Genomic DNA, 26,689 nt, shown 5'->3' with positions numbered 1-26,689 from the left:
GCGGGGCGGCGCCGTTCGTCCTCGAGCCGCTCGGGGCTCAGAGCACGGTCACGGTCACCGTGTTCGAGAAGCCCAGCTCGGCCGGGTTCCAGAAGCCGCCGGCGAGGAAGTCCAGCTCGAGTCCGACGAGCGCCGGCGGGACCACGGGCAAGAAGCTCACCTGCCCGGCCGGATCGAAGCTGCCGAGGTACAGCACGTCGAAGAAGGGCAGGCCGCTGACGCCGGTCAGGGCCAGGCCCATGGGCGCGCCGGCCAGACCGCCGTGGGTGCGCAGCTCGAGCACCTGCCCGCCGACCACGTCGTCCGGCAGGGCGTCGAGGGCCAGGTCCGTGGCCTCGAACACGAACGCGGCGCCCGAGTTGCTCACGGCTCCGCCGGCGAAGGGCGCGCCGGCGAACAGCGTCTCGCCGTCGAGCGCCAGGCAGAAGCCGAGGCCGGGCTTGAGGCCGCCACCGGCGAAGGGGTCGGCGGCGAGCCAGCGGTGGACCTGGACCCACTGGTTGCCGTCGTGGTGGTACTGGAAGACGCCGCCGGCGCCGCTGAAGTGACCGGTGGCGCCGATCATCAGGCGCGGGCCGTCGAGCTCGACCGACCAGCCGAAGGCCTCGTTGTTGAAGCCGGTGAGGGTGCCGAGCTTCGCGTCGGCCGACCATTGACCGCCTTGCAGGCCATAGACGTACACAGCGCCGGCGCCGACCGTCGGGAGGTCGTGGTTGTAGGCACCGACGACGAGTTGGTCGCCGTCGATGTCGAGGGCGGCGCCGAAGTAGTCGCTGTCACCGCCGTCGGCCGCGAACAGGCTGTCCTCGAGCTGCCAACTGGAGCCGTTCCAGGCGTAGACGAACGCCGCCCCGGCGTCGTTCGCGACCGCGTCCTCGCCGACGGAGCCGACCACGATGCGCTGCCCGTCGGTGGCGACGGCGAAGCCGAACTCCGACGCCAGGGAAGGCACGGGCGCGGTCAGCTTCTGCTCCAGGACCAGGCTCGCGCCGACCTTGCGGAAGACGTAGACGGCGCCGGCCAGGACCTGAACCTCGGCCTGGTCGGGCGCACCGACCACCAGCAGGTCAGCGGCCGCGTCCATGTCGAAGCCGAAGGCGCCGAAGTCACCCGGGTCCGGCGACTGCAGCTGTCCGGCCGGGACGAAGGAGTCGCCCACGCGGTCGAAGCGGTACACCGAGCCCGAGTTGGTGGCGCCGCCGTCGGTGCCGGTCGCCGCCACGTAGAGCACGTCCTCGAGCAGCTCCACGCGCCAGCCGAAGGAGTCGCCGGGGTTGCCGCCCGCGACGCTGAGCTTGCCGGCGGGCGTCCAGGACCCCGCGACACGCTTCAGGACGGCGACGCTGCCCTTGCCGTCGTCGCCATGGGCGCCGACCACCGCCGTGTCGCCGAGCACGGCCACGTCGCGACCGAAACTGTCGAGGAACGCGCCGCCGGGGGGGAACAGCTTCTGGAGCTCGTTCACGGTTGCCTGGGGGAAGGCCGGGGCGACGAGGGTCAGGGCGAGCGTGGCTGCGAGAAGGGGCTTCATCGGGGGCTCTGGGGAACGACTTGGCTAGGCGACCGGCGGTCGGGGCCGCTTGGGAGGAGGCCGGCGCGGGGCTCTCCCCGCGCTCGCGGAGACCATTAGGGCCGTTCTCATGAGAAGCCACAAGAGAGATTCTCCCTCGACATCACCCCGCTCCAGGAGCACCCTGGGCCGATGCGGCTCGATCAGGTCGGTCAATCCCCCGCGGCCGAGTTCCAGGAGGACTTCGGGCGCACGGCCCGGGCCCTGCGCGAGGCTCTCAGCGAGGGCCTGGTCGCCGGCGACAGCCTCGCGGCCCAGCCCCAGGAGCTCGCCCGCCGCCTGGAGGTGGACAAGATGCTGGCCTGGCGCCTGTTCCAGGTGGTCTCGGGCGAGGACCCCTACCAGTGGGTCGACTCGGTCCCGGGCCGGGCCGCCCTGGCCAAGGTGACCCGCGCCCTGCGCCGGCGGGGCGCCCCGAGCCAGGCCATCCAGCGCATCGATCGCGCCCTGGACGACTTCGACGCCATGGTCGAGCGACACACCGGCGACCGCGGAACCCTGCACGCGATGGTCGCGGGCCTGGACCCCGCGGCCCAGCCCAAGGTCCTGCTCGAGTCCCGCCGCCAGGCCTTCCGGGCCCAGAGCTCGATGCTGGGCGTCCAGGCGGAGACCCAACTCACGACCTACATCGCGGCGCGCAACCGCGAGCGCCCGGAAGTCGTCGACCTGGTGCAGATCTGCTCGCTGATCGGCTTCCAGCACCTTCGTGAGGGCATTCGCTGGCCGTTGTTCCGGATCGCCCGCTGGGGCGAGGCGAGCGCAGAGCGAGTCGTGGTGGCGCCGCTGGTTCCGGTCGACGGAAGTCCGCCCGACGCCGCGCTGATCCGCGCCCACTGCTCCACGCCCCTGCCGGAGGTCGACGTCGTCCAGGCCGGCAACGGACTTCAGTTCCTATTGAAGGGTGGCGCGATCGGTCAACAGGGGGCGATCGACTGCACCTACGGCATGGTCGTGCGCCAGGTCGGACCCGCGTCGGGCTCCGCCGAGGACGACGTCTGCGAGTTGACGAGCAACCAGTTCGCCCCGGTGCGGCGCCTGCAGCTCGACCTGTTCATCGCCGACGACCTCGGATGGCCCAAGCGGCCCGAACCCTCGGTGATCAGCCGGCTGCACGGCGGCTGGGGCGATCCGACCGAGGGAGGTCTGCCTCCGCACCCGATCACGATCAACGAGACCGTCGTCGACCTGGGCCGCGGTCTGACCGGCGCGGCGACGCCCCATGTCGACCGCTACCGATCGCTGCTGGAGCTAGCCTTCGAGCGGGTCGGTTGGGCACCGGAGGGTTTCCGCGGCTGGCGACTGTCCCTCGACCACCCGCCGGTCCCGGCCACGGCCCGCCTGAGCTGCAAACTGGCGCCGCGCTGATCGTCCTCGCAGCCGGCAGGCCGGCGCAGGCGCAAGCGTCGGCCGGGTCCTGCTGCCCCTCGGCGGCACGCTCTGGACGTCGGGCATCGGCTCGCGTCTTTCGGCGAGGGCTCGGGAACCACCACCGGAAGCGTGGCTCCAACAGGCGTGAGTGCGGGCCATGCGGCACCGCCCCCCCTGGTGTCGAGGTTCCTCGGCGGCGCAAGCCCTCGGAGCCGCCAACGGCCGCAACTCGGTACAGCGCAAGAACGAACCCCATGAAGTCCTGGCCCCAGAGAATCGTCGTCCTGGCCCTGCTCGGGGGGCTGGTCCTGGCCCTGCTGTGGTTCCAGGGGATCATCGGGCGCCACGAGTACGTCCAGGCTTCGATTCCCGCGGGCCAGGCGGTCGCCGCGACCACGCGCACGCAAACGGTGCAGCGCGAGCGGATCACCGACCTGCGCGTCTACCCGGGCTTCGTGGAGGCGGTCGATCCGGCGACGCTGGCGGCGCGGGTCATGGGCACGGTGGTCGAGCTGCGCGCGCGCGAGGGCGACCGGGTCGCGGCGGGCGAGATCGTCGCGACGCTCGACGACCGCGACGCCAGGGCCCAGCTCGCCCAGGCCCGAGCGGCCCTCGACGCCGCGGGGGCCCGCGCGCTCCAGTCCCAACTCGCCCTGGATCGCATCGTGGCCCTGGGCGAGAGCGACGCGATCACCGCCCAGGATCTGGAGGGTGCCCAGGCGGCGCGGGATGCGGGACGCGCCCAGGAGGTCGCCGCCGAGCAGGCTGTGGCGGAGGCGGAGACGGCGCTGACCTGGTTCCAGCTCGCGGCGCCCTTCGACGGTCGCGTGCTCGAGCGACAGGCGGAGGCCGGGGACTTGGCGCTGCCCGGTCGCGCGCTCTTGACGCTCTATCGCGGCGATCGACTGCGCCTGCGGCTGGCGGTGCCCGAACAACTCGTGGCGGGCCTGGAGCCCGGCGCGGACCTGCATGTGGACTTCGACGGCCTGCCGAGCCGCTCCGCGCGCCTGGCGCGGATCCTGCCGCCGGCCGATGCGATGACCGGAACGGTGATCGTTCACCTGGACCTCGAACCCAGCGGCGACCTGCGCCCCGGCGCCATGGGCCGAGTGGGCCTGGCGGTGGGTGAACGCGAGGCGCTCCTGATCCCCGCCGCCGCGGTCGAGCGCATCGGGCAGGTGCAGCGCGTGGGCCTGGTGCGCGAGGGTCGCATCCAGTCGGTCACGGTGCGGATCGGCAAGCGCATCGGCGAGCGCGTCGAGGTCCTGGACGGCCTCGCGGCGGGCGAGCAGGTGGTGCTCCCGTGAGTGACCGCGCACCCGCCGAGCACGCGTCCCTGACCTCGCGCATCGTCGAGTCCTTCCTCGGCAGCAACTTCTCGATCCTGCTGATCCTGCTCTGCCTGGGCATGGGCGCCGTGGCCCTGACGGCGACGCCGCGCGAGGAGGACCCGCAGATCGTGGTGCCCTTCATCGACGTGGCGATCGAGGCGCCGGGCGCCAGCGCGCAGGAGACCAAGACCCTGGCGGCCGAGCCCCTGGAGCGGCTGCTGCTGGAGATCTCCGGCGTGGAGCACGTCTACTCCATGTCGGCGCCGGGTCAGGCCCTGGTCACGGTGCGCTTCGAGGTCGGCGAGGACCGTGAGAAGGCCCTCGTCAACGTCTACAACAAGATCCAGTCCAACCAGGATCGCGTGCCGACCCAGGTCTCGAGCTGGATCGTGCGACCGGTGGAGCTCGACGACGTTCCGATCCTGACCCTGACCCTGTTCGGCGAGGGCGCGGGAACGCCCGACCTGGTGCGCTACGCCGACGAGCTGGCGGCGCGCCTGCAGACGGTCGCCGACGTGTCGCGCGTGGCGGTCGTCGGCGGCCATCGGCGCACGGTGCGGGTGCAGCTCGACGCGCCGCGCCTGGCCGCGCGCGGGATCACCGCGAGCCACGTGATGGACGCCCTGGGCGCCGACAACGTGAACGCGCGGGTCGGAGCCCTGGTCGGACCGGAGGGTAGCCGCGAGGTCGAGGTCGGCCCCTTCCTGAGCTCGGCCGCCGAGCTCGAGTCGGTCGTGGTGGCCATGGCCGACGGGCGAGCGGTGCTGCTGGGCGACGTGGCGCGGGTCGTCGACGGTCCCGCCGAGCCCACCACCTACACCCGGCTCGCCTTCGGCCCCTCCGCCGCCGCCCTCGAGCACGGCGCGGGCGTGCCGCCGGCCTGGGTCGACGGGAACCCGCGCCCCGCGGTGACCCTCTCGGTCGCCAAGCGCAAGGGCACCAACGCCGTGGTCGTCGCGGAGCAGACCCTGGCGCGCTTCGACGAGCTGGCCGGCGAACTGCTGCCGGACGACGTGCACTGGCTGGTCACGCGCAACTACGGCGAGACGGCGGACGAGAAGGTCAACGAGCTGGTCGGGCACCTGTTGATCGCCGTCGGGACGATCGTGGTGCTGGTGGGCGCGAGCCTCGGCTGGCGTGCGGCGTTGATCGTGGCCCTGGCCGTGCCCTTGACCCTGGCGGTGACGCTCTTCGCCGACCTCTTGGTGGGCTACTCGATCAACCGCGTGACGCTGTTCGCGTTGATCCTTTCGCTGGGTCTATTGGTCGACGATCCGATCGTGGACGTGGAGAACATCCACCGCCACCTGTCTCTGGGCAAGCTGCCCCCGCGCCAGGCGACGGTGTTCGCGGTGGACGAGGTGCGACCGCCGGTGATCCTCGCGACCCTGGCAGTGATCGTGTCGTTCCTGCCCCTGTTCTTCGTGACGGGGATGATGGGGCCGTACATGCGGCCGATGCCCTTCAACGTCCCGGTGGCGATGCTGCTGTCGCTGGTCGTGGCGTTCACGGTCACGCCCTGGGCCACCTACCACCTGCTCAAGAACCACGTGCGTCCGGGTGACGGACACGAGGTGTCCGAGGGCGTGGTGATCCGTAGCTACCGCCGCCTGGCCAGCTTCTTCCTGACCAGCCGCCGGCGCAGCCTGGTGCTCCTGGGCGTCGTGGGCCTGTCGTTCCTGGGCTCGATCGGCCTCGCGGCGCTCGGCTTCGTGCCGCTCAAGATGCTGCCCTTCGACAACAAGTCGGAGTTCCAGGTCATCGTCGACGCGCCCGAGGGCACTGGGCTCGAGACCATGGACCGCGCCGTGACCGACCTGATGCGCGACTGCCTGGCGATCGGCGAGGTCACCGACGTGACCGGCTACACGGGCCACGCCTCGCCCCACGACTTCAACGGGATGGTGCGCCACTACTTCCTGCGCCGCGGCCCACAGGTGGCCGATCTGCGGGTGAACCTGGTTCCGCGCCACAACCGCGGGCGTCAGGCCCACGAGATCGTGTTGGCCGCGCGGCCAGCGCTCGAGGCGACGGCGGCCCAGCACGGCGTGCGGATCTCGATCGTCGAGGCCCCGCCGGGCCCGCCGGTCCTGGCCGGCGTCGTGGCGGAGGTCTACGGCCCCCTGGACGGCAGCGCCGACGAGCTGGCGAGCGTGACCGCCGACGTGGCCGAGCGCTTCGGTCGCGTGCCCTTCTTGCACGACGTGGACACCTTCGTCGAAGCGTCGCGCCCGCGCCTCTCGTTCCAGGTGGATCGCCTCGAGGCCGCCGCGCGCGGGGTCGCTCCGCAAGAGGTGGCCCGCACCCTCGCAGTGGCCCTGTCGGGGACCTCCGCCGGCGTGCTGCGTGCTGCGGGCGAACGCTTGCCCCTGGAGATCCGCCTCGAGCTGCCGCGCGCCGAGCGCTCCACCGAGGCCGACCTCTTGGCCCTGACCGTGCCCTCCGCCAGCGGCGCGCCGGTGCCCCTGGGGGAGCTGGTGCGGCGGGTCGAGGGGCCGGACGACCGCGCGCTCTACCGCAAGGACCTGCGCGACATGCAGTACGTGGTCGGCGAGGCCGTGGGCAAGAGCCCCGTCGACGCGATCTTCGCCCTCATGGCGGACCTGCGCGAGCGCCCCCTGCCCGAGGGCTACGAGGTCGACCTGGCCGGCGAGGGCGAGTGGCAGGTGACCGTCGACGTGTTCCGCGACCTGGGCCTGGCCTTCGCCGCAGCGCTGGCCGGGATCTACGTGCTGCTCGTGGCCCAGACGCGCTCGTTCGGCCTCTCCGCGCTGATGATGCTGGCCATCCCACTGACCATGATCGGCGTCTTCCCCGGCTTCTGGATCCTCAACCTGATCGCCGGCGACCCGGTGGGGCCCTTCGAGAACCCGATCTTCTTCACCGCCACCGGCATGATCGGAGTGATCGCCCTGGCCGGCATCGTCGTGCGCAACTCGATCATCCTGATCGACTTCATCGAGACCCACCGCGCCCTGGGCCTGTCCACCGTCGACGCCTGCATCGAAGCCGGCGCCGTGCGCCTGCGCCCGATCGTGCTGACCGCCGGCGCCGCGGTCATGGGCGCCTGGGTGATCGTGTTCGACCCGATCTTCTCAGGGCTGGCCTGGTCCTTCGTGTTCGGCATCGTCGCCAGCACGGCGTTCACCCTGCTGGTCATCCCGATCGCCTACGCCCTGACCCAGGGAGCATCCGCGCGCCGGTCGGCGGCGTAGGCTACACCCAGACCGCGATGCCTCACCGGCGCCGGAAGCGCAGGGCGTAGTTCTCCTCGAGCCCCGCTACGTCGACCTCCTCGACGAGTTCGAAGCCGAACGAGGTGATCTCCTCGATCACCGTCTGCTTGCCCGCGCGCACGTGCTCGAGCAGCCAATCGCGTGAAACGCCGGGGATGCGCTCGAAGTCCACGATGAACAACTCGCCACCCGGACGCAGGGCCGTGTGGATCGACGTGGTGGTCGAGCGCGGGAACTCGAAGTGGTGGTAGGTGTCGCACACGAAGGCGATGTCGATCGAGTCCGGCGGGAGCTCGACCGAGTCCTCGGTGCAGAGCACGGCCCGCACGTTGGCGAAGCCCTCGTCGCGGGCCCGCTGGGTCAGGTGCTCGACGAAGGGAGCCGCGATGTCGACCGCGAACAGCTCCCCGCGTGGGCCGACCGCGGTCGCGAAGGGCGCCAGGAACAGGCCGGTGCCCGCGCCGATGTCGGCCACGGCGTCGCCCGGCTCGATCCCCACCGCCGCCGCGATCGCGTCGCGCGAGGCCGCGATCTCACGCGACTCGACCTCGAAGCGCGCCACCATGGCGTCCACGTCGAGGTCCGGGTCGAGGTAGCTCGTGTTGATGCCCGGCTTGACGCTGGCTTCGGGCGCGAGGGGCGTGGTGGCCGGAGTGGTGCCGGCACAACCGGTCGCGATGAGCGAGAGGATCAGCAGCGAGGGAGAGGGCCGAAGGTGCATGGCGTGTGCGGTGGCGTGGGACGTACGGTTGGACGTACGGTGGCGGGATCATTTGTCCCACCGGGCGCAGTATCGCCGGCAAAGCCGGCGATACTGCGCGCCGGTGGGACAAATGATCCCGCCACCGTACGTCCAACCGTACGTCCCACGCCACCGTACGTCCCGATAGCAAGTCGACTCAGACCGAGCCGATCGTGCCGTGAATCGCGTTGGTCAGCGTGTAGCCGGCCGGCAACCCGTCGAAGATGACCCACTGGGCATAGACGTCGAGCCCACAGAGCACGGGATCGTAGGTGATCCCGGGCGACAGGCACTCGAGCTCCGCACCGCCGATGAAGTAGAAGTAATTGATCGTCGGGAGCGTCGGGTCGACGAGGATCTCGCCGCCGTCGAGGACGATGCCGCTAGTCGCGCCGAAGCCGACGGCGAGAATCGCCAGGCTGCCAGGCGTGAAGGCTGAGAAGTCGGTGCAGGTATCCCAAGAACCGGTGAAACCCGGCACGATGAACGGCCCAAAGGCGCTGTCCAGGATGTCCGGGTTGACTCCCGAGCCGTTGTACTCGGACGAGGTGAATTGGGATTGGCAGCCGCCACCGAGGGTCGTGGCCTGGCCGGGCGGAGCAACGGGGGAAGGAATGGCAAGCGGCGTAAGGAGGGACGCCAACACGAGGAGGTTGGACATGGCGAGCGAGCGCAGCGGGACACGGTGGTGGGACGTACGGTTGGACGTACGGTGGCGGGACCATTTGTCCCACCGGCGCGCAGTATCGCCGGCTTTGCCGGCGATACTGCGCCCGGTGGGACAAATGGTCCCGCCACCGTACGTCCAACCGTACGTCCAGCCACCGTACGTCCCACGACACGCTACGGCTCTTCTCGCACGACCTCGATCGGCTTGAAGCGCGGCTGGGGTAGCTCCAGCGTGACGCTCTCGACCGCCTCGCCGTCCAGAAACGCCCGCGCCAGGTCCACGTACTCGCGCGAGAGGATCTCGATCGGCTCGTGGCCGGCGTTCTGACAGATCACGTGCACGGCAGCGGGGAAGTGCTCGAGGATCTCTTCCACGTTCGCTGGCGGCGTGCGCGCGTCGATGGTCCCGCTGACGAACAGCACCGGCACTTCACACCGCGCGCCCTTGCGAAAGTCGTCTCCCACGTCGCCGGCACCGCAGGACTCACACAGGTCCGGATAGGGACCGTTGACCGCGTCACTCAAGAGGTTGGCGGGGTCGCGGCGCTCGCGCCGGATCTGTGCCGCGCGGCGCTTGGAAGCGCCCGAGGCGCAGTCCATGGCGATCGCCATCGGTGACCAAACTTCGAGGCGCCGATTGGACAGGGTGTAGTCCCCCATCGAACTCCAGTCCCCGGCGGCCAGGGCGGCGATCTGGGCCGGCAGCTCGACGATGCTGAAGGCCAGGCCCAGGCTCTCGGCGATCATCGTGCGCAGGTCCAAGGCGCTGACCAGCACGCGCAGCGCCTCGCCATTGCGCTCCACCTCGACCAGGGCCGGCTCTTCTTCTAGCTGCGTCAACAGCTTCGCGACCGTCCCCACCAGGTCCGGCATCTGCTCCGCGACGCCCGGGTCCGCGCGCACCAGCTCACCGAGCTGCTCCAGGAAGCGCTGGGTCGTGCTCGGCAGCTTGTAGGTCTGGTCCGGACCCTCGACCTTGCCGAGCAGCGCGCGGGCCACGCCGTCGGGGTGACGGCGCAGGACTTCGAGACCCAGGTGCGAGCCGTAGCTCGAGCCGTAGAGCACGATCTGCTCCAGCCCCAGCGCCCGGCGCAGGGCGTCCACGTCGGCGGCGTTCTGGGTGGTGTTGAAGTGCGCCAGGTCGAAGCCGGCTTCGCGCCAGTGGTCGGCGGCGCGCCCGACGAGCTCGGCGTAGGCCACGCCGATCTCGTCGCGGGTGTAGACCCGCCCGGGATCCAGCTCGACCACGAACTGCGGTCCGGCGTCGAAGTCGGGCTCGCTCTGCCCGGTGCCGCGCTGGTCGAGGCCGATCACGTCACCGTGGTCCAAGAGCCGCAGGGTGCGCCCCGCGGCCGGGCCGACGCAGTAGTCGATCCCCGACGCGCCCGGGCCGCCGGCCAGGAACACGATCGGCGGACCGGGATCCGGATTGGTGCTGGGGAAGCGCACGAAGGCCAGCTCGAGCGTCGGGCCGTCCGGGTCGCCGTGGTCGAGGGGCACGTCGAAGTGTCCACGTTCCCCGACCAGCTCGACGCCACCGGGTCCGAAGGCCGTGTAGGGCTCGAGCTCGAGACCGAAGGAATTCGACGCCTGGGGCGAGGCTGAAAGGGCCGCGGCGGCCAGGAGCGTGAGGTTGGGCGCGATCATGGGTCTGTAACTTTCGATCGGGGCTACTCGGCGGCCACGAGTGGCCGACGATCGGTGAACAGCGGACGCACTCGACTCGCCGACCAAGCGCCCAGCCAGGCGAGGGTCGGCATGCCGATCAGGACGATGGCCATCACGCGCCAGGGCAGGGCGAACTCGAGCGGCACTTCGGCCAGCTCGACCAGGCCGAATCCCGGCAGCAATCCGCCCGGGATCGCCAGGGCGGAGCCCAACAACGCCAGGTAAGCGGCGCGCGCGGCCTGGGTGCCGTGCAGCAGCGCCGGCGGCGCGCCGACCGCTTGGAGGGTGCGCGCGTCGTCGGCGGACTCCACGGCGGAGAGGGCCGTGGCGATGAAGATCACCAGCAGCCCCGTGGCCATGGACAGGGCCAGGGCGATCGCGAGGGTCGAGAGGGTGGGGTTCGTGCGCAGCAGCTCGGCGTCGACGGTGGTGCCCGGCACCTGGGCCGCGAGCTGGCGCGCCCGCTCGAAGCGGGCCGCGTCGACGGGCCCCCTCGCGCGCACGATCCAGGGCGCCGGCCGCCCGCGCTGCGCCGCGCCGACTTCCAGACCGAGCTGCTCGACCATCGCCACCGGCAAGAGGGCGAGCGGCGTGCGCGACGGCTGCGCTTCGTCGAGGGTGCGAGTGGGCAGGCGCGCGATGACTTCGACCCCGCCCAGCAGCTCGAGCTCGGCGGGCAGGTGATCGACTGCGCCCGCGGGACGCCGGAGCCACACGACGCCGCTAGCGGCGAAGTCGGCGACCTCGATCGCCATGGCCCGCAGCAGATCGGCGTCGCCGACGGCCAACCAGGTCCCGGCGCCACCGCCGTCGCCGGAGGGACGCGCCATGACCGGTTGCCCGCCGCTCACCACTGCTTGCAGCGCCGCGGCCTCGCCGTTCAGCTCCGCGGCCAGCTCGGCGGCCACGCGACCGGCGCCCGGGCCCTCGACCAGCAACTGGTCCGCGCGCAGGGTCGGCACGACCTGACCGACGAAGGCCTCGACGCTCGACGAGAGGGCCGCGAGCAACAGGCTCGCCGAGAGGCCCGCCAGCACCGCGGTCACCACAGGCGCGTTGCGCGCGCGGAAGCGGCCGGCGTCGCGTACGGCGAGGCGCCAAGCGGGCGTCAGGCGCGTGGCTCTGCGGCTCAGGGCCTCGAGCAGCCACGGACTCGCCGAGCCCAGGCCGAGCACCCCCAGGACGGATCCGGCCAGGATCGCGACAACGTTGATCGCGCCCTCGAGGCGCAGCCCGATGGCGAGCACGAGCACGCCCGAGACGACCAACGCCAGGCCGAGGGCCAGCCAACCCCGCGCGCGACCGGCCGGGGGGCGACGGCCGGAGAGGGCCGTGCGCACGGGCACGCGCAGGGCCGTCCAGATCGGGAGCAGCGCCGCCAGGCTCGCGGCCACCAGGCCGAGCGCCACGCCGCCCAGCAGGTGCGCGAGCGATACCTCGAAGGGACCGTTCAGGCGCTGGTTCCAGCCGTCGAGCAGTGGATGGGCGAGCCACGCCGCGGCGAGGCCCACGGCGACCCCTGCAGCCGAGCCGAGCAGGGCCAGCACCAACGGCGCGGCGAGCAGGCCCGGCCCGAGCAGTCGACCGGGGGCACCGCTGGCCGCCAACAGTCCGAGTTCGCGCTGACGCCGGCGCAGACCCACCGCGAAGGCAGCGGCCACCACGAGCGCCGCTTCGACGAAGCCGAGCCCGCCGACGACGAACAGCACGGCGGCCTCGAAGCCGTCGGCGGGATCGAGCTCCCCGCGCAGCTCGGGCCTTGCACCGAGTTCGGTCAGGCCGCGCACGGCGCGGTCGAGTTCGGCCGCGGGCGCGGCGGCCAGGAGCGTCCCCGCTCCGCCACGACCCGACTGCAGTGGGCGCAGGACGATGGGGTCGCCCAAGCGCTCCGGACTGACCACCAGACCACTGACTCGTCCCCGATGGCCGTCGATGTCCACGCTGTCGCCGGGGGCCACGCCCAGGGCCGTCGCCACGTTGGGCGACAGGGCCAGCTCGTCCGGCGCCGCGGGCGCACGCCCGGCGGTGATCCGCAGTAGCCCCGTCAACAGGCCCAGGTCACCGTCGTTCAGGTCGGCCTCGACAGCCAGGGCATCGACCTTCGCCCCGCGCTGGCCGGCGGCCAGCACGCCGTAGCCGAGCGTCGTGGTGCGCGCGCCAGGTCCCAGGCTCGCTCGCATCGCGGCCGCCTGTTCAGGCGAGCCGTACTCGACGCGCAGGTCGGCGCTCCCGAAGCGCGCGGCGCGCTGCTCCTCCAAGGTGGGCGACATGGTCCGCACCAGGGCGCCGGCCCCGGTCAGGGCCGCGACCGGCACGGCCACGAGCAGGATCACCAGCAGCGATCGACCGCGGTGGCGGCCCAGGTCGCGCAGCTCCACCCGCGCCAGGGCGCGCAGGGCTCGCAGGGCCTTCAACTGCCGACTCCGTCGAAGCGGGCTGCGGCGTCGGCGACGGCGGGCTCGAACCACAGGCCGTCGCGCAGGTGCAGCACCCGGTCGGCCCAGGCCGCGTGGGACGCGTCGTGGGTCACCAGGACCACCGAGCGCCCGTCGTCGCAGGCCCCGCGCAACAGGCGCATGACCCGTTCGCCGGTGACCGAGTCGAGGGCGCCGGTGGGCTCGTCAGCCAGCATCAACGTGCGCGGACCGACGATCGCGCGGGCGATGGCGACCCGCTGGCGCTCGCCGCCGGAGAGGTCGTCGGGGAAGCGGGCGGCGAGGTGGTCGATGCGCACCCGCTGCAGGGTCGCGAGGGCCTCGGCGCGCGCGTGCCGTTGGCGCACGCCGTCGAGCTCGAGCGGCAGGGCCACGTTCTCGAGGGCGGACAGGCCCGGCAGCAGGTTCAGGTCCTGGAACACGTAGCCGATGCTGCGCCGTCGCAGGGCGGCGAGGTCCCGAGCCGAGAGGCGCGCAAGGTCGTGACCGTGCACGCACACGCGGCCGCCGGTGGGATCGTCGAGGGCGCCGGCGAGGGCCAAGAGCGTCGACTTGCCCGACCCCGACGGCCCCATCACGGCGACGAACTCACCGCGCGCGACCGTCAGGTCGATCGGCCCCAGCGCACGGACCGCCTGCTCGCCGCTGCCATGGACGCGCTCGAGGGCCTCGAGCGCGAGCACGGGCTCGTCCGACGCGCTCATCGGTCGCGCTCCGCGATGCGCGCCTCGCACAGGTCGAGCCACTGGATCTGGGCCTGGGCGTCGAGCACCAACGCGTCGAGCAGGAGGGTCCAAGCCAGCTCCTGGTCGGGATCGGCCTTGGCCTTGAGCCGCGTCAGCCGCTGCAACCGCTCGAGGGTCGCGACGCGCTGGGAGTGCAGGATCGGCCCCAGGTCGATCGAGTCGGTGGCCGTGGCCAGGAGCACCTTCAGCACCAACTCGTCCCGCGGCGGCGGGTCGGCCAGGACCGGCGCGTCGAGCCAGTCGCGCAGGACCGTGCGGCCGGCGTCGGTGATGCGCCAGGTCTGCTTCTGGCCCTCGCCGCCCGCCGCGGGCTCGACCAGGCCGTCGCGCTCGAGCCGCGTGAGGGTGGTATAGACCTGGCCCACGTTCAGGGACCAGGTCCCGGCCGTGCGCTGCTCGAAGGCGGACTTGAGCCCGTAGCCGTGGGCGGGCTGCTCGGCCAACAGGGCCAGGAGGCTGTTGCGGATCGTCATGGGCTGCTCCGCGACGATTACCGCGTATGCATACCGAGTATTCCCGAAGGGAGTCGCCGGCGATCCGATGTGGTGGCCCAAGCCCCTGCGCCGCGGTGGTTTGTGAGCAGTCGGTGGCGCGGGACGTACGGTGGCGCGGGACGTACGGTGGCGGGACCCTTTGTCCCACCGGCGCGCAACACCGTCGGCTTTGCCGACGATGTTGCGCGCCGGTGGGACAAAGGGTCCCGCCACCGTACGTCCCGCGCCACCGTACGCCCCGCGCCACCGACGCCCCGCCACCGCAACCCCGCGCGCCATGCAGTCCCCCACCCTCGAGGTCTGGTCCGACATCGCCTGCCCCTGGTGCTACGTAGGCAAACGGCGGCTGGAAGCCGCCCTGGCCGGCCTCGACCAGCCACCTGAAGTCCAGTGGCGCGCCTTCGAGCTCGACCCCTCGGCCCCGCGACGGATCACTGCCGATCGGACCTACGCCGAGCGCTTGGCCCGCAAGTACGACACCTCCCTTCAAGAGGCCCAGGGCATGATCGATCGCATGGTCGACACCGCGGCCGCCGAGGGTCTGGCCTTCGACTTCGACGCGATCCAGCCGGGCAACACCTTCGACGCCCACCGCCTGGTGGCCCTCGCGCGTCTGAGCGACCTGGCCGGCGCGATGCAGGAGCGCCTGATGGCGGCCTACATGACCGAGGGCGTGGCCATCGGCGAGACCGCCGAGCTCGCGCGGCTGGCCGAGGAGGTCGGCCTCGAGCCCGAGCCCGTCGCGCAGCTCCTCGCCGGCGACGCCTTCGCCGAACAGGTCCGCGGGGACGAGGCCCGGGCGGTGTCGCTCGGTATCGGCTCGGTCCCGACTTTCGTGGTCGACGGGTCGAGGGGGCTCTCGGGCGCGCAACCCCCCGAACTGCTGCGACAGCTGTTGCGGAGCTGAGATTCGCGGGGGTCGAGCCGCGGACGGACTACGGAAGGCCCGGAGCGGCGCTCGATAGCGACGACTCGGCTCCATGTCCCGCACCTCTCCCTTTCCCCTGGAACCCGGCCCCACGTCGCCGCCGCCGATCGAGCGGATCGCCTGGGTCGAGGTTCCCGGTCGACCCTTGACCGCGGGGGCCGCGTCACTGTTGCGGCACCTGGGCGGGGACCCGGACTCCCTGGAGACCGAGGAGCTACGGCTCGACGACCTGTTGACCCCCGCGGGCCGCCGACAGGTCGACGAGGCCCTGGCCCGGGGCGGCGACAGTTCCGAGTTCACCGTGCAGGTCGGTCAAGTGGACCTGACCCTGGAGTTGCGCGACTCGCGCTGGTTCGATCTCTCGGTGCACGTCGTGCCGGACGGCGACGGGCCGGCCACCTGCACCGCCACAGCGGTCGATCTGGGCGCGGCCCTCAATGCCGAGTACGCCCTGGCCCAGAAGACCGAGCGACTCGAGCTGGTGCTGGAGGGCACGCAGCTCGGAATGTGGGACTGGAACCCTCAGACCGGAGCCGTCCAGTTCAACGAGCGTTGGGCCCAGATGCTGGGGCACGATCTCTCGGAGATCCCCTTCAACCTCGGCTCGTGGCAGAGCCGTGTGCACCCGGACGATCTGGATGCCTGCTTCGCCGACATCCAGGCGCACATCGAGGAGCGCACCCCGGCGTACGAGAACGTCCACCGGATGCGGCACAAGGACGGATCGTGGGTCTACATCCTCGACCGCGGCAAGGTGGTGCGCCGCGATGGCGATGGCAACGCGGTGCGCTTCACCGGAACGCATACCGACATCACCGCGCAGAAGCGAGCCGAGCTCGAGGCCAAGGAGGCGACGCGGGCCAAGAGCATGTTCCTGGCCACGATGTCGCACGAGATCCGCACGCCGCTCAATGGCGTGCTGGGTCTGTTGCAGGTGCTCGAGGGCACCGAGCTCAGCACCGAGCAGCGCGAGTTGCTGTCGATGATCACCCACTCGGGCGAGCACCTGCTGGTGTTGATCAACGACATCCTCGACCTGACCAAGATCGAAGCCGGGGAGCTGGCACTCGACTGGCAGCCGACGGACGTCGGCCCGTTGATCGAGTCCACCGCGAGCCTGTTCACGGAGCTGGCGCGGAACAAGGGCGTCGACCTGGTGGCCGAGAGTTCAATCGACGACGGGCGCCGGTTCGTCACCGATCCCCACCGCCTGCGACAGATCTTGGTCAACCTCGTCTCCAACGCGGTCAAGTTCACGGACCAGGGCCGGGTCGAGCTCCGGGCTCGTTTGGGCGACGACGGGGAAGCGGCCCAGCTGGTCTTCACCGTCGTCGACAGCGGCAAGGGCATCCTCGACACCGCGGCCATCTGGGACGGCTTCCGCCAGGAGGATGCGACGATCTCGCGCACCCACGGCGGAACTGGCCTGGGGCTGACGATCAGTCGCCAGCTCGCGGTCCTGCTCGGTGGCACGATCGAGGTCAGCAGCGTCGTGGGCCGCGGCTCGACCTTCGAGCTGCGTCTGCCGGCCGAGGCCGCGGCGACCACCGGCCCGGAAGCCGCGTCGGTCGAGCCGGCGTTGGACGCGGCCATCGCCCACCTGCGTGTCCTCGTCGCGGAAGACAACCCCATCAACCAACGGGTGGCGAGCGGCATGCTGCGGCGCCTGGGCTTGACCGCGACCATGGTCGAGAACGGGCGCGAGGCCCTGCGCGCCTGTGTCGAGAGCCCCTTCGACCTGGTCCTGATGGACATCCACATGCCCGAGATGGACGGGCTCGAAGCCACGGTCGAGCTGACCGAACGCCTCGGCTGCCACTGCCCGCGGATCGTGGCCCTCTCGGCCGACGTGTCCGAGCAGGGCGCTGCCGACTGCCGCGCCGCCGGCATGAGCGGCTTCCTCGAGAAGCCCTTCCGCCTGGCCGACCTCGAGGCGGTCCTGCGTGAGGCGGCGGCCGCGCTGGACTGAGCCGGCTCCGCGCGGGTCGCGCCGGGTGCGACGCCAGGCCGTGCTAGACTCGGCACCGCTCGCCCAATCCAACTTCGAATCGCGCTCCCCTCGATGTCGAAACCCTCCCCCACCCGCCGCGACGTCCTGCGCGACGCGGGTCTCTCCTTGGCCGGTGCGGCGTTCCTCCCGAGCGTCCTGACCGGATCGAGGCCCAAGCTCGGCCGCTGGCGCATCGACGACGCCCTGCGGGTCGGGATCGTCGGACCCGGCCGTCGGGGCAGCAACCTGATGGCTCGCATGGGCTATCCGAGCGAGCTGGCCAACGCCACCGACCAGACCATCAGCGGGGTCGAGTTGGTCGCCGTCTGCGACACTTTCCTCGGCAACCTGCGCACCGCGAGCGACGCGGTCTCGAAGGTCCACGACCGCCCCACCGAGTATCGCGACTACCGCCTGATGCTCGAGCGCGAGGATCTCGACGCCGTGGTGGTCGCCACGCCCGACTTCTCCCACGCGCCGATCGCCCAGGCGGCGGTCGAGGCCGGCTGCGACGTGTACGTCGAGAAGTGCGCCGCGAACACGGCCGACCAGCTGCGCTCGCTCGAGGCGGCGGTCGCCAAGCACGGTCGCATCGTCCAGGTCGGCTACCAGCTGCGCGAGAACGAGCTCTACCGCCAGGCCAAGGCGATCGTCGAGCGGGGCTGGATCGGCGAGGTGCGCCTGGCGCGCATGGAAGTCCACCGCCACGGCTCCAACGGCGCGCTGCGGCATCCGCTCTTGGAGTACGGCCCGGCGCCCGAGCGCGCAGACGTGGAGTGGGAGCTGTTCCTGGCCGGCATCGCGCCGGAGCGCGAGTACGACGCCGAGCGCTACTTCGAGTGGCGCAAGTTCTGGGACTACGGCAACGGCGTCTGCGGCGACAACCAGTCGCACTCGGTCGACGCGATCGAGTTCGTGGTGGGTCTGGGCCTGCCCGCCAGCGCCACGGCCTCGGGCGGCGTCTACCACTGGGGCGGCGCGCGCGAGACGCCGGACGTGCTGTCCGCCAACGTCGAGTACCCCGACGCCGGGATCAGCGTCAACTACATGCAGACCGACTCCAACTCCTTCGGCGTGCCCGGGACCTGGCTCTACGGCAGCGAGGGAACGATGCACGTTTCGTGGGAGCTGGAGGTCTACCCGGACCGCTTCTCCGAGCGCTACGCCGACTCCTTGGAGGAGGGCAAGCTCGACCCGCGCAGGCCGATGATCCACCTGAAGGATCCGGCCGCGGCCAAGGCCATGGAGGGCAAGGCCAGCGAGCTGTGGCTGGCCGGTCGCGGGGCCGGCGGGACGACCCGCAGCGACGGCACCTTCGACACCACGCGCCTGCACCTCGAGAACTTCTTCACGAGCGTGCGCGAGCGCTCCACGCCGACGGCGCCGCTCGAGGTGGCGCGCACGTCGACCATCGCCGCGATCATGAGCGCCGAGTCCTACCGCACGGGCCGGCGCGTGACGCTCGAGGACGTCGGCTTCGCGCCCGAGCCGACCGGGGGCTGAGACCCCCCGTCAGCGGGCGCGCAGACGGGCGATCTCTCGCGCAGTCCGATCGGCCCGTGCCACGTCGGTGAGCGTGACGGCGAGGATCGATGGGCAGGCCGCGGGATCGGCCAGCCAGGCGGCGGCGGCCTCGGTGCCGAGCACGAGGAGCGCGGTCGAGGCCAGGTCGGCGTCGGTCGCGTTGGCGGCGCGCACGGCGACCTGCAGGGTGTCGTGGTCCACCGGCAGGCCGCTGCGCGGGTCGATCAGGTGGCTGACCAGGCGGCCGTCCACGAAGACCGGCTCGGAGAGCTGGCCGGAGATGCCCACCGCCTCGTCGCGCAGGCGCCAGATCTCGGGCCCCGCGCCGGGGTCCACCACGAGCGGCCAGCCGACGCCGCCGGGCTCGCCACCAAAGGCCAAGACCGAGCTGCCGCCGGCGCTGATCACCGCGTCCTCGACGCCCGCCGCGCGCAGCAGCGCGGCCATGCGGTCGACGGTGAAGCCCTTGGCCACCGCACCCAGGTCCAGGCGCACGCCGTCCACGGTGGTGACGAGGGCGTGCCCTTCCACTCGCAGCGCGTCGCAACCCACCCGCTCGAGGGTCGTGGCCAATTCCTCAGGCAAGGGTGCCGCGCCGCCGCCGTCGTAGTAGCCGTAGAGCTCGAGCAGCGCGCCGACCGTCGGGTCCACGGCGCCACCGCTCGCGTGGCACCAGGACTGCGCCTGCTCGACCAGGCGCGCCAGCTCGGGAGTCACCTCGAAGCGCCCGGCTACCCGAGCGGAGTCATTGAACCGCATCAGCCCCGATCCCTCGACCCAGCCACTGACGAGCGCCTCGAGGCGCTCGCCTTCGGCCAGGGCCGCGCTCGCCGCCGCGTCGAGGGCCGCCGCATCCGGCCCGGCGAGCCGCAACTCGAACCGCGTTCCGAACAGGTGGGCCGACCGGGTGTGCTCCCGCGGCGGCGGTTCGGTTGCCGAACCGCCGAGCTGGCAGGCGGCCAAGGGCAACAGGACCGACAGGGTCCGAATCGCGTCGATGCAGGTCACGGGTGTGGGGCGAGCGCTCGCTTCGCGGTCGCCCGTTCCGACACCCTAGCCGGTCGGTCACCGACGGCGGCGACCGCCGGATCCGTACACAGCTCGAACGTGCCCCGCACCCGCGGGGAGCGGCGAAGTCGTGCGGAAACCAGCCCCGCTCGCGCGACGGGCCTGCCATGGTGTGGGAGTCCACTCGACACCTTTGTCCACACCTTTCGCTTCGTCCGACACCTTCGCCCCATGGCACCGATGACCATCCGCACTCCGCTCGCCGCCGCCCTGCTCGCGACCCTCCCCGCCCTGGCCTCCGCCCAGTCGGGCTGCGGCGCTGGCCCGACCCTCGAGGCCCTGGGCCAGGGCACCCCCGGCTCCGCCGGCGTTCCGGCCCTGAAGGCGCAGGGGCTACCGGTGCTCGGTGGGCCCATCCTCCTCGAGGTGACGAGCGGCGCGCCGAACGCCTTCGGGGCGCTCTTCTTCAGCCCGGTCGCGGGCGCCCTCGCGCTCCCGGCCTTCGGCGCGACCGCCTATCCGGGGCAGCCGTCGTTGTTGGCCGCGTTCTTCCTCGACGGCCAAGGCGACTCGCCGCCGATCGCCCAGTTGGCCGCGGTGCCGCCCTCCTGGTGCGGACTGCAACTGGTCTTCCAGGCGGCCGTCGCCGACCCCGCGGCGCAGGGCGGCGTCGCGTTCACCCAGGCGCTCCGCGTCGTCTTCGGGAGCGCCGACGGCCCCCTCTTCCCCCTCGCGCAATACTCGGCGGGGGTGTCTCCGAAGGAGGTCGCCCTCGACGACCTGGACGGTGACGGCGTGCCCGACCTGGTCGTGTCCAACTACGGCTCGGGCGACGTGTCGGTGCTCTTGGGCGTGGGTGACGGGTCGTTCGGCGCGGCCCAGAACTTTCCGGCCGGGCTTGGACCCGATTCCCTGGCGCTCGCGGACCTGAACGGGGACGGCGCGCTCGACGTCGCCGTCACCAACGTGAGCACCGACACCGTCTCGGTCCTCCTCGGTGCGGGCGACGGGACGTTCGGTCCGCATCTCGGCTTCACGACCGGGAGCACGCCCTTCGACATGGCCGTCGGTGACCTGAACGGGGACGGCGCGCTCGACTTGGCCGTCGCCAACGGTCCGTCCGACGACGTGTCGGTGCTGCTGGGGCTCGGGGATGGCACGTTCGGTCCGGCGCAGAGCTTCCCGGCGGGCGGATTTCCACGCGCGCTGACGATCGACGACCTGAACGGCGACGGCCGGCTCGACCTCGTGGTCGCCAACGAGCTCTCGGGCGACGTCGCCCTCTTGTTGGGCGCGGGCGACGGGACCTTCGCTCCGGCGCTGTTCAGCGCGGCGGGCGATGGTCCCTATGCCATCGCGGCGGCGGACCTCGACGGGGATGGCGCGACGGACCTGGCCGTCGGGAACGCGAGTTCCGAAGACGTGTCGGTCCTGTTCGGCGCGGGGGACGGCACCTTCTCGCCGGCCCAGAACCTGCCGGCGGGTGGCGATCCCCGCGCGCTGGTGGTCGACGACCTGAACGGCGACGGGCTGCCGGACCTGGCGCTCGCGAACCGCGACGCGTCGAACGTGTCCGTCCTGCTGGGTGCGGGTGGCGGAGCGTTCGCTCCCGCGCAGGTCTCGGCGGTCCACCAATACCCCGGCGCGTTCGCCGTCGACGACCTGGACGGCGATGGGGTCCGCGATCTCGCCATCGCCAAATTCCACGGCTCTACTTCCGTCACGGTCCTGCTCGGCGCGGGCGGCGGCACCTTCACCGTGACGCCGCTCTTGGCGGCGGGCCCCAACCCCCGAGCGGTCGCGATCGACGACTTCGACGGGGACGGGGTCCGTGACCTCGCGGTCGCTAACGACGTCTCCAATAGCATCTACGTGCGCCTGGGAACGGGCGATGGGAGCTTCGGGCCATCGCAGGAATGGGTTGCGGGGTACAAGCCCAACTCGATCGCGACCGGTGACCTGAACGGGGACGGGATCCCGGACCTCGCCGTCACGACTGGCGGCCCCGCCGTCAGCTCGGCGTCGGTGCTGCTGGGCGCGGGCGACGGGACCTTCGCACCGAAGCTGGTCCTCGAGGGCGGCGGCGGGGCTCAGTCGGTCGCAATCGGTGACCTGAACGGGGACGGAGCGCCCGACTTGGCCATCGCGAACTACTCCTGGGGCGTCGTTTCGGTGCTCCTGGGAGTGGGTGACGGCACCTTCGGACCCCGGAAGGGCTACGGCGTGGGAGCCAAGCCCCGGTCCGTGGCGATCGGCGACCTGAACGGGGACGGCGCGCTCGATCTGGTGACGGCCAGCGCCCAACTCGGCAGCCTGTCGGTGCTCCTCGGGTGGGGCAACGGCTCCTTCAAGCAGGCGCTGACGATCGATACGGGCAAGTACCTTGTCGCGGTCGCAATCGACGACGTCGACGCAGACGGCGACCTGGACCTGGTCGCGTTGCAAGATTCTGGAGTGTCGATCTACCTGGGCGCGGGGGACGGGACCTTCGCTCTTGCGCAGACCCAGGCGGTGAACGAGAACCTCAAGGCATTGGCCGTCGACGACCTCGATGGGGATGGGGTGCCGGACCTGGCCATCATCTCGTACACCGGGGACGGGATCGCGGTGCTGCTTGGCGAGGGCGACGGCGGGTTCGCTCCGGCGGTGAAGTTCAGCTCCGCCCATGACTTGACCGGGATCGCGATCGACGACCTCGACGGGGATGGGACGCGCGACGTGGCGACCTCGGCGCGGGGCAACTCGACAGGCGCTGGCGTCGTCATCTACTTCAACCGGCTCCTGGAGTAGTCGCGCGCGGCTCGATCGGGCCGATCGGGCGCCGCGCCGGGACCGGTCCAGGTCGGCGCGGGCCCCCCGCCGGAGGCTCGGCACCCGACGCACAACACCTCAGAGCCCGACCGCAGCGGGGGCGACTCCCGATCCGGGGCCCACGCGGCGCGCCAGCGCGCACCGTGCGGGTGCCTGGCCATTGCGGGTTTCGCGGAGAATTCCCCCAACGGTCGGGCCCATGGGCGGAGTCGGTCCGTGGAGACCCCATGCACGCTGCCACCGACACGATTCCGATCGAGACCCTGCTCGCGGAGCAGGGCTGGATGCGCTCCCTGGCGCTCGCGCTCCTGCGCGACGCCCAGGTCGCCGACGACGTGGTTCAGGACGCGGTCCTCGCGGCCCTGCGCCGGCCGCCGGCCAGCGACCGCCCCCTGCGGCCCTGGCTGCGGGCGGTGGTTCGCAACGTGGCCTGGAAGCGCATCGAACGCGACCGCAACCGCGCGACGTCCGAGCGCGACCGAGCGGCTGCCCGGCCGGAGGCAGCGATGCCCTCGGCCGAGGAGCTCAGCGAGCGCCACGAGCTGCGGGCGTTGGTTTGCGAGCTGGTGCGTGAGTTGGACGAGCCCTACCGCTCGACGCTCCTGCTGCGCTTCTTCGAGGATCGCAGCCCGGCGCAGATCGCGGCCCACACCCAGACGCCGGCGGGCACCGTGCGCTGGCGCTTGAAGGTCGGGCTCGACCGCCTGCGCGAGCGACTCGACGCCCGCCACGGCGGCGAGCGCCTGGCCTGGGCACGCTGCCTCGCGCCGCTGCTCGCAACCGAGAGCTCCCTGGTCTCCACCACCACTTCCGCCTCGCTCCTGCAAACCGTGCTCACACTCAGCCCTGCCATGAAGCTCTTCGCCCTCGCCGTCCCGTTGGTCGCCCTCGCAATCCTGTGGCCCGAGTCCGAGCCGGGCGCGGTGCTCGGAGCCGTCGGTATGGTCAGCCGCGGCTCCGTCGAGGCCCCGGCGCCGTCGGGTCAAGAGGACGAAGTCGCGGGCGACGCAGAGACGTATCGGCGCGCAGCAGCGGCCCTGGCCACGGACTCCGACGAGCTCTTCTCCGAGGCACTCTTGGCCTATGCCCGTGAAGAGCTGACCGAGGCCTGGCGCGATGTTCGGGGCGAGGAGATCGACCCGGAACGGCTTGAAGCGCTCATCGAGCACTTCAAGGGAGTCGTACTCGTGGCGCCCGGCCACATCGGCCGCGGTCGAGCGGAGGACCAGGACCGCATCGATCGGCTCGCCGAGTCGGGCGAGGTACTCTCGCTCTTGGCCCTGATGGACCTGGGCATGACCGGCGCTCAGTTGGACCTGGTATCGGACGCGACGGCTTTCGCCCAGCTCTTCGAGCCGCTGGCGCAGGGTCCGAACGTAAGCGTGCTCGACGACATCAGGCATCCCGACCGCCTGCTCTCCGACGGAGCCACCCTGATGCTGCCCGCGGGCGTCTTCCAACTCCAGGCACTCATGCGAGAGCTCGAACCCTTCCCCCGCGACGTGACAATTCGAGGTGCTGGCATGGGCGCAACCTTGCTGATCGCGGGAAGTCTCAGCACCAAGGCCCCTCTGTCGAACCTCGCGTTCAGGGACCTGACCGTCTTCACCGACAACGCCTACTTGCTGGCCCTACGCAGCGAGCCGGCCTCGGTCTACTTCGACCACGTGCGAGCGATCGGCTTCGACATGGGTGCGGGCGCCTCCTGCCTGTTCGGGACCGAGGAGCTGGCCGTCTATGCCCGCGACAGCGTCTTCGAGGGTGGCTATGGGCGCCATCCCCGCTACGGAACGCTGTTCAGCATCGGAACAGGCGGAATCGTCGCGCGCTTCGAGCGCTGCGAGTTCGACCTAGTCGACTCCAACCTCTCGACCCTCTCATTCCCGGCCACGGTGGTCTTCGATCAATGCCGGATGACGAACATGCTCGACGACCCATTGGGCAGCGACCGCCCGGACGATGGCATCGCCTTCATCAGGACCTCGGTCGAGCGCTTCCCGTGGAGTGACGCCGAGGGCAACCCGGTCGAGTCGCCCCACAAGGACCTGAACGACCTGTTCCCGGACTGGCAGAAGCGGATCGCGTACTGAGGCCGAACGGGAAGATCAGGTGATCGGTCCAGTCGGCAGCCTTGCGTTCTGTCCCGCGCGGCGGAGCTCGCTCCGCCGCGCGGGAGCGAGGGGCGCGAACCCCACGGAACGTGAGGGCAGAGACTGCTGACCGGAAGCGACGGGCAAATCCCGAGACCGGCTGAACGGCCTCGGTTGTCAGGGGTCGACAGCGCTCGAGATCCGACGCTCGATCCACTCCAAGACGAACGTCAGCACCTCGTCCCGCTCGGGCTCGTGGTGCAACTCATGGAAGAGACCGCCCCAGAGCTTGAAGTCGCAGCCAGCGGTGGTGGCGAAGGACTGCGATGCGGCGGCGCTGGTCAGCACGTCGGCTGATCCGTGCATCAGCAGGAGCGGGACCTCGATCGCCGCTGCGCCGCGCAGCAGCTCCTTGCCTCGACGCAAGGTCTCGAGTCCCAGGCCGACGCTGATCCGACCGTGATTCAGGCGATCGGTCCGATAGGCGGCGACGATCGCAGGATCGCGAGAGAGCCCCTCGAGATCGAGCCCGTTGCTCACGGTCAACCACGGCGCAACGCTCGCGGCCAGCCGACCGAACCACAGGCGCGCCTCGGGAACCGCGGTCGCTGGCTCCAGACCCGGTGAGGCTGCGATCATGCCGACGAGCTCCGGCCGACGATCCCGGGCGAAGCCGAGGGCGATGGCACCACCGAGGCTGTGGCCGTAGACGAACGTGGGGCAGGGTCCTCGACGCGCGACGGCGATGCCGTCCAGCTCTTCGATCGCGTCATAGGTCGCTTCGAAGGACGTGTGACCGCGCCGACCGGCGCTGAGCCCGTGTCCTTCGAGGTCGAACGACACGACCTCCAAGCTGCGCCCGGTGAAGCGCTCGATCAGGCCCCCGTAGCGGCCGGAGTGCTCCCCCAGCCCATGCACCAGCAGCACGCGACCCTCAGGGCGCCCTTCAGGTGACCTGATGCGACAGTGAAATCGCCTGGCGCCCTGGAAGATCTCGAACTCCGCGGCGGAATCCGCCGCCGATTGGTGCGGGTCGCTCATGGCGCGACTGGAGTAATCGATGACGACGGCGACATGTAGACCCAACCCTCTTCGAAGGACGTGCAATCCACCGGAAGCTGACACGAGGCCGAGCACTTGACCCGCCTCTCGACACACGCGACCCACTCGCCTGGCATCCGCGCATCGCCTCGACCAAGACCGCTGTATCTGCGCTCGATGTCCTCTTCGCGGTAGAGATCCAGACGCCCGGAAGTCGCGGGGAACATCCGGCTGCCGATCAAGAGCGAAGAGTTGAGCAGCAGAATCGTCGCGACGTATTGCGAGACGCCCTCCCTCTTCAAGCGGTTGGAGGCGAGTCTACAGGTCGATCCTGACTTGATTCTCGATGGGGAAGGTCTTCCGACTGACGGTAACCGTCAGCGGGAGCCGTCAGCGGGAGCCGTCAACGCGGCGCGTCGAGCTCGCTCAGGATCGCGTCGAAGGCGTCCGTCTCCTCGCGCGGGATCATCGCGTAGACGCGCGCGGAGTCCTTGGCGCCGACGATCCAGTTCTCGCCCCAGCCCTGCATCCCGCGTGCGCGGACCAGGGCCTGGCGCGCGTCCGCCTGCTGGAAGTCGTAGACGCTGCCCCGGTGCTGGCGACTCATCACCTGCTGGTCGAAGGACACCGCCAGGAAGCGCGCCAGCTCGACCTCGTCAGGGGTGCCCACGACCTTCCAGGTCCGCTCGTCGAGCACCTCGATCCGAACCTGGGTGTCCCCCAGGAAGACCCGCACGGAGTTGGCCAGGTGCCGGGCGTCGTAGTTCGGGAAGTCGAGGTGCTCGAAGGTGTACTCCCAGTGCACCGTCCAATCACCGCGCGAGTCCGCGGACCCGCCGCCCTGAGGCGCGTCGCCGGCACCGGAACTCTCGGCAGGGCCCTGGCAGGCGAGGGGCAGGCAGAGGGCGGGCACGAGGAGGGCGAGGCGAGTTGCGTAGTTCATGGTTCGGGGGTTCTCGGGGGCAGGTGGACCACTCTTCAACGGCGGGGTGGGACGACCCATGCGTCGAACTTCTTCCCGGCCAAGCGGCCGCGGGG

At 71.3% G+C, this 26,689-nt stretch carries 18 protein-coding genes; 8 read left to right on the top strand and 10 right to left on the bottom strand.

Annotated features, from left to right (window positions below):
• Positions 1 to 37 precede the first annotated feature (37 nt).
• Positions 38 to 1,531 (bottom strand): FG-GAP repeat protein, encoded by a 1,494-nt coding sequence (locus Pla133_RS01325; RefSeq protein WP_145061594.1) that lies wholly within the window; start codon positions 1,529 to 1,531, stop codon positions 38 to 40.
• 171 nt (positions 1,532 to 1,702) lie between these two features.
• Between Pla133_RS01325 and Pla133_RS25805 the strand changes: the two genes are divergently transcribed.
• The 3 genes from Pla133_RS25805 to Pla133_RS01315 all read left to right on the top strand — a co-directional run bounded on the left by Pla133_RS25805 (position 1,703) and on the right by Pla133_RS01315 (position 7,484).
• Positions 1,703 to 2,935, top strand: coding sequence for a hypothetical protein (locus Pla133_RS25805; protein WP_419192018.1), 1,233 nt, complete (start codon positions 1,703 to 1,705; stop codon positions 2,933 to 2,935).
• A 257-nt stretch (positions 2,936 to 3,192) separates the two neighbouring features.
• Complete coding sequence (locus Pla133_RS01320; RefSeq protein ID WP_419192017.1) at positions 3,193 to 4,245, top strand: efflux RND transporter periplasmic adaptor subunit; 1,053 nt, start codon at positions 3,193 to 3,195, stop codon at positions 4,243 to 4,245.
• A complete protein-coding gene (locus Pla133_RS01315; RefSeq protein ID WP_145061590.1) occupies positions 4,242 to 7,484 on the top strand; it encodes an efflux RND transporter permease subunit in 3,243 nt (1,080 codons plus the stop codon). Before Pla133_RS01320 ends, Pla133_RS01315 begins: the two co-directional genes overlap by 4 nt.
• Positions 7,485 to 7,506: 22 nt before the next feature.
• On the opposite strand, the gene Pla133_RS01310 is transcribed toward Pla133_RS01315, so the two are convergent.
• From Pla133_RS01310 to Pla133_RS25800, 6 genes are all read right to left on the bottom strand, one after another.
• Entirely contained in the window at positions 7,507 to 8,226 is a 720-nt protein-coding gene (locus Pla133_RS01310; protein ID WP_145061588.1) for a class I SAM-dependent methyltransferase, read from the bottom strand.
• A 178-nt stretch (positions 8,227 to 8,404) separates the two neighbouring features.
• Positions 8,405 to 8,908 (bottom strand): hypothetical protein, encoded by a 504-nt coding sequence (locus tag Pla133_RS01305; protein WP_145061586.1) that lies wholly within the window; start codon positions 8,906 to 8,908, stop codon positions 8,405 to 8,407.
• 182 nt (positions 8,909 to 9,090) lie between these two features.
• Complete coding sequence (locus Pla133_RS01300; RefSeq protein ID WP_145061584.1) at positions 9,091 to 10,563, bottom strand: alpha/beta fold hydrolase; 1,473 nt, start codon at positions 10,561 to 10,563, stop codon at positions 9,091 to 9,093.
• Positions 10,564 to 10,586: 23 nt separating this feature from the next.
• Complete coding sequence (locus tag Pla133_RS01295; protein ID WP_145061582.1) at positions 10,587 to 12,998, bottom strand: FtsX-like permease family protein; 2,412 nt, start codon at positions 12,996 to 12,998, stop codon at positions 10,587 to 10,589.
• Entirely contained in the window at positions 12,995 to 13,723 is a 729-nt protein-coding gene (locus tag Pla133_RS01290; protein WP_145061580.1) for an ABC transporter ATP-binding protein, read from the bottom strand. Before Pla133_RS01290 ends, Pla133_RS01295 begins: the two co-directional genes overlap by 4 nt.
• Entirely contained in the window at positions 13,720 to 14,238 is a 519-nt protein-coding gene (locus tag Pla133_RS25800; protein ID WP_419192016.1) for a helix-turn-helix transcriptional regulator, read from the bottom strand. Before Pla133_RS25800 ends, Pla133_RS01290 begins: the two co-directional genes overlap by 4 nt.
• Positions 14,239 to 14,536: 298 nt before the next feature.
• Between Pla133_RS25800 and Pla133_RS01280 the strand changes: the two genes are divergently transcribed.
• The 3 genes from Pla133_RS01280 (at position 14,537) to Pla133_RS01270 (ending at position 18,680) form a co-directional block, all read left to right on the top strand.
• A complete protein-coding gene (locus tag Pla133_RS01280; protein WP_145061576.1) occupies positions 14,537 to 15,166 on the top strand; it encodes a DsbA family oxidoreductase in 630 nt (209 codons plus the stop codon).
• 73 nt (positions 15,167 to 15,239) lie between these two features.
• Positions 15,240 to 17,156, top strand: coding sequence for a hybrid sensor histidine kinase/response regulator (locus tag Pla133_RS01275; RefSeq protein ID WP_145061574.1), 1,917 nt, complete (start codon positions 15,240 to 15,242; stop codon positions 17,154 to 17,156).
• Positions 17,157 to 17,249: 93 nt separating this feature from the next.
• On the top strand, positions 17,250 to 18,680 hold the full coding sequence (locus tag Pla133_RS01270) for a Gfo/Idh/MocA family protein (protein WP_145061572.1): 1,431 nt from the start codon (positions 17,250 to 17,252) through the stop codon (positions 18,678 to 18,680).
• A gap of 9 nt (positions 18,681 to 18,689) precedes the next feature.
• On the opposite strand, the gene Pla133_RS01265 is transcribed toward Pla133_RS01270, so the two are convergent.
• Positions 18,690 to 19,709, bottom strand: coding sequence for an FAD:protein FMN transferase (locus Pla133_RS01265; protein WP_145061570.1), 1,020 nt, complete (start codon positions 19,707 to 19,709; stop codon positions 18,690 to 18,692).
• A 240-nt stretch (positions 19,710 to 19,949) separates the two neighbouring features.
• Between Pla133_RS01265 and Pla133_RS01260 the strand changes: the two genes are divergently transcribed.
• Positions 19,950 to 22,499 (top strand): FG-GAP repeat domain-containing protein, encoded by a 2,550-nt coding sequence (locus Pla133_RS01260; RefSeq protein ID WP_145061568.1) that lies wholly within the window; start codon positions 19,950 to 19,952, stop codon positions 22,497 to 22,499.
• Positions 22,500 to 22,747: 248 nt separating this feature from the next.
• A complete protein-coding gene (locus Pla133_RS01255; protein WP_145061566.1) occupies positions 22,748 to 24,610 on the top strand; it encodes an RNA polymerase sigma factor in 1,863 nt (620 codons plus the stop codon).
• A 177-nt stretch (positions 24,611 to 24,787) separates the two neighbouring features.
• On the opposite strand, the gene Pla133_RS01250 is transcribed toward Pla133_RS01255, so the two are convergent.
• Positions 24,788 to 25,651 carry an alpha/beta hydrolase gene (locus Pla133_RS01250; protein ID WP_145061564.1) on the bottom strand — a complete coding sequence of 288 codons (864 nt, stop codon included), beginning with the start codon at positions 25,649 to 25,651 and terminating at the stop codon, positions 24,788 to 24,790.
• 403 nt (positions 25,652 to 26,054) lie between these two features.
• Positions 26,055 to 26,594: a hypothetical protein gene (locus tag Pla133_RS01245; protein ID WP_145061562.1), complete on the bottom strand. Its 540-nt coding sequence runs from the start codon at positions 26,592 to 26,594 to the stop codon at positions 26,055 to 26,057.
• Positions 26,595 to 26,689 lie beyond the last annotated feature (95 nt).

Source organism: Engelhardtia mirabilis (genome assembly GCF_007748095.1).
In the GTDB taxonomy this organism is placed as follows: Bacteria; Planctomycetota; UBA1135; order UBA1135.
Note: the sequence above shows the minus strand (reverse complement) of the source record. Positions and strands in the feature narration are given on the sequence as shown.

What these genes read in the sequence shown, in the direction of transcription:
- Pla133_RS01325 (WP_145061594.1), bottom strand. Translation starts at nt 1,531, where the DNA reads ATGAAGCCCCTTCTCGCAGCCACGCTCGCCCTGACCCTCGTCGCCCCG.
- Pla133_RS25805 (WP_419192018.1), top strand. Translation starts at nt 1,703, where the DNA reads ATGCGGCTCGATCAGGTCGGTCAATCCCCCGCGGCCGAGTTCCAGGAG.
- Pla133_RS01320 (WP_419192017.1), top strand. Translation starts at nt 3,193, where the DNA reads ATGAAGTCCTGGCCCCAGAGAATCGTCGTCCTGGCCCTGCTCGGGGGG.
- Pla133_RS01310 (WP_145061588.1), bottom strand. Translation starts at nt 8,226, where the DNA reads ATGCACCTTCGGCCCTCTCCCTCGCTGCTGATCCTCTCGCTCATCGCG.
- Pla133_RS01305 (WP_145061586.1), bottom strand. Translation starts at nt 8,908, where the DNA reads ATGTCCAACCTCCTCGTGTTGGCGTCCCTCCTTACGCCGCTTGCCATT.
- Pla133_RS01300 (WP_145061584.1), bottom strand. Translation starts at nt 10,563, where the DNA reads ATGATCGCGCCCAACCTCACGCTCCTGGCCGCCGCGGCCCTTTCAGCC.
- Pla133_RS01290 (WP_145061580.1), bottom strand. Translation starts at nt 13,723, where the DNA reads ATGAGCGCGTCGGACGAGCCCGTGCTCGCGCTCGAGGCCCTCGAGCGC.
- Pla133_RS25800 (WP_419192016.1), bottom strand. Translation starts at nt 14,238, where the DNA reads ATGACGATCCGCAACAGCCTCCTGGCCCTGTTGGCCGAGCAGCCCGCC.
- Pla133_RS01280 (WP_145061576.1), top strand. Translation starts at nt 14,537, where the DNA reads ATGCAGTCCCCCACCCTCGAGGTCTGGTCCGACATCGCCTGCCCCTGG.
- Pla133_RS01275 (WP_145061574.1), top strand. Translation starts at nt 15,240, where the DNA reads ATGTCCCGCACCTCTCCCTTTCCCCTGGAACCCGGCCCCACGTCGCCG.
- Pla133_RS01270 (WP_145061572.1), top strand. Translation starts at nt 17,250, where the DNA reads ATGTCGAAACCCTCCCCCACCCGCCGCGACGTCCTGCGCGACGCGGGT.
- Pla133_RS01260 (WP_145061568.1), top strand. Translation starts at nt 19,950, where the DNA reads ATGACCATCCGCACTCCGCTCGCCGCCGCCCTGCTCGCGACCCTCCCC.
- Pla133_RS01255 (WP_145061566.1), top strand. Translation starts at nt 22,748, where the DNA reads ATGCACGCTGCCACCGACACGATTCCGATCGAGACCCTGCTCGCGGAG.
- Pla133_RS01250 (WP_145061564.1), bottom strand. Translation starts at nt 25,651, where the DNA reads ATGAGCGACCCGCACCAATCGGCGGCGGATTCCGCCGCGGAGTTCGAG.
- Pla133_RS01245 (WP_145061562.1), bottom strand. Translation starts at nt 26,594, where the DNA reads ATGAACTACGCAACTCGCCTCGCCCTCCTCGTGCCCGCCCTCTGCCTG.